This window comes from Staphylococcus sp. GDY8P198P, from assembly GCF_017891615.1.
Classification (GTDB): domain Bacteria; phylum Bacillota; class Bacilli; order Staphylococcales; family Staphylococcaceae; genus Staphylococcus; species Staphylococcus cohnii.
In genome coordinates this window covers 1,654-4,908 of record NZ_JAESJQ010000027.1, presented here as the reverse complement: position 1 = coordinate 4,908, position 3,255 = coordinate 1,654, and the positions used below count along the sequence as shown (strand labels likewise).

The window sequence follows — 3,255 nt, the reverse complement described above, 5'->3', positions numbered from 1 at the left end:
TACCATCGGCGCTTAGGAGCTTAACTTATGTGTTCTGCATGTGAACAGGTGTGACCTCATTGCTATAGTCACCAGACAATATCATGTATTATTATTATTCATTCAAAACTAGATAGTAAGTAAAATTTAGTTCAACCAACAAAACTTTTAAATTTGATTAAGTCTTCGATCGATTAGTATTCGTCAGCTCCACATATCGCTATGCTTCCACCTCGAACCTATTAACCTCATCATCTTTGAGGGATCTTATAACCGAAGTTGGGAAATCTCATCTTGAGGGGGGCTTCATGCTTAGATGCTTTCAGCACTTATCCCGTCCATACATAGCTACCCAGCGATGCCGTTGGCACGACAACTGGTACACCAGAGGTATGTCCATCCCGGTCCTCTCGTACTAAGGACAGCTCCTCTCAAATTTCCTACGCCCACGACGGATAGGGACCGAACTGTCTCACGACGTTCTGAACCCAGCTCGCGTACCGCTTTAATGGGCGAACAGCCCAACCCTTGGGACCGACTACAGCCCCAGGATGCGATGAGCCGACATCGAGGTGCCAAACCTCCCCGTCGATGTGAACTCTTGGGGGAGATAAGCCTGTTATCCCCGGGGTAGCTTTTATCCGTTGAGCGATGGCCCTTCCATGCGGAACCACCGGATCACTAAGTCCGTCTTTCGACCCTGCTCGACTTGTAAGTCTCGCAGTCAAGCTTCCTTGTGCCTTTACACTCTATGAATGATTTCCAACCATTCTGAGGAAACCTTTGAGCGCCTCCGTTACTCTTTAGGAGGCGACCGCCCCAGTCAAACTGTCCATCTGACACTGTCTCCCACCATGATTAATGGTGCGGGTTAGAAATCCAATACAGCGAGGGTAGTATCCCACCAACGCCTCCACGTAAGCTAGCGCTCACGTATCTAAGGCTCCTACCTATCCTGTACAAGCTGTACCGAATTTCAATATCAGACTACAGTAAAGCTCCACGGGGTCTTTCCGTCCTGTCGCGGGTAACCTGCATCTTCACAGGTACTATGATTTCACCGAGTCTCTCGTTGAGACAGTGCCCAAATCGTTACGCCTTTCGTGCGGGTCGGAACTTACCCGACAAGGAATTTCGCTACCTTAGGACCGTTATAGTTACGGCCGCCGTTTACTGGGGCTTCGATTCGTAGCTTCGCAGAAGCTAACCACTCCTCTTAACCTTCCAGCACCGGGCAGGCGTCAGCCCCTATACATCACCTTACGGTTTAGCAGAGACCTGTGTTTTTGATAAACAGTCGCTTGGGCCTATTCACTGCGGCTCTCCTGGGCGTGAACCCTAAAGAGCACCCCTTCTCCCGAAGTTACGGGGTCATTTTGCCGAGTTCCTTAACGAGAGTTCGCTCGCTCACCTTAGAATTCTCATCTTGACTACCTGTGTCGGTTTGCGGTACGGGCACCATAAATCTAGCTAGAGGCTTTTCTCGGCAGTGTGAAATCAACGACTCGAGGAAACAATTTCCTCTCCCCATCACAGCTTGACCTTAAGAGTGCCGGATTTGCCTAACACTCAGTCTTACTGCTTGGACGTACAATCCAATCGTACGCTTCGCCTATCCTACTGCGTCCCCCCATCGCTTAAAACGATTCATGGTGGTACAGGAATATCAACCTGTTATCCATCGCCTACGCCTATCGGCCTCAGCTTAGGACCCGACTAACCCAGAGCGGACGAGCCTTCCTCTGGAAACCTTAGTCAATCGGTGGACGGGATTCTCACCCGTCTTTCGCTACTCACACCGGCATTCTCACTTCTAAGCGCTCCACATGTCCTTACGATCATGCTTCAACGCCCTTAGAACGCTCTCCTACCATTGTCCTACGGACAATCCACAGCTTCGGTAATATGTTTAGCCCCGGTACATTTTCGGCGCAGTGTCACTCGACTAGTGAGCTATTACGCACTCTTTAAATGATGGCTGCTTCTAAGCCAACATACTAGTTGTCTGGGCAACGCCACATCCTTTTCCACTTAACATATATTTTGGGACCTTAGCTGGTGGTCTGGGCTGTTTCCCTTTCGAACACGGACCTTATCACCCGCGTTCTGACTCCCAAGTTAAATTGATTGGCATTCGGAGTTTGTCTGAATTCGGTAACCCGATAAGGGCCCCTCGTCCAAACAGTGCTCTACCTCCAATAATCATCACTTGAGGCTAGCCCTAAAGCTATTTCGGAGAGAACCAGCTATCTCCAGGTTCGATTGGAATTTCTCCGCTACCCTCAACTCATCCGCTCACTTTTCAACGTAAGTCGGTTCGGTCCTCCATTCAGTGTTACCTGAACTTCAACCTGGTCAAGGGTAGATCACCTGGTTTCGGGTCTACGACCAAATACTCAACGCCCTATTCAGACTCGCTTTCGCTACGGCTCCACATTCACTGCTTAACCTTGCATCAAATCGTAACTCGCCGGTTCATTCTACAAAAGGCACGCCATCACCCATTAACGGGCTCTGACTACTTGTAAGCACACGGTTTCAAGTTCTCTTTCACTCCCCTTCCGGGGTACTTTTCACCTTTCCCTCACGGTACTGGTTCACTATCGGTCACTAGAGAGTATTTAGCCTTGGGAGATGGTCCTCCCGGATTCCGACGGAATTTCTCGTGTTCCGTCGTACTCAGGATCCACTCAAGAGAGAACAGATTTTCGACTACAGGATTATTACCTTCTTTGATGCATCTTTCCAGATGCTTCGTCTAATCTATTCCTTTGTAACTCCGTATAGAGTGTCCTACAACCCCAACAAGCAAGCTCGTTGGTTTGGGCTATTCCCGTTTCGCTCGCCGCTACTCAGGGAATCGATTTTTCTTTCTCTTCCTGCGGGTACTAAGATGTTTCAGTTCTCCGCGTCTACCTTCGATACGCTATGTATTTACGTATCGATAATACGACATAACTCGTATTGGGTTTCCCCATTCGGAAATCTTTGGATCACAGCTTACTTACAGCTCCCCAAAGCATATCGTCGTTAGTAACGTCCTTCATCGGCTTCTAGTGCCAAGGCATCCACCGTGCGCCCTTAATAACTTAATCTATTTGCTTTCAACTCGACAACCGTCGGTTGAAAACCCAAAATGTTATTAATCTGTGAGTGTTCTTTCGAACACTAGCGATTATTTCTTTTTGAATTCAAGCTTATTTAAAACTCTTATTCACTCGGTTTTGCTTGGTAAAATCATAAATTTTACTTACTTATCTAGTTTTCAATGTACAA

Annotated in this window: 2 rRNA genes; both read right to left on the bottom strand. The window is 47.9% G+C overall.

From position 1 onward, the window contains the following. A 5S ribosomal RNA gene (gene rrf, locus KA824_RS12715) occupies positions 1-76 on the bottom strand; the annotation flags it as partial. Positions 77-153: 77 nt separating this feature from the next. Continuing rightward, positions 154-3,074, bottom strand: a 23S ribosomal RNA gene (locus KA824_RS12710). Positions 3,075-3,255: the final 181 nt, after the last annotated feature.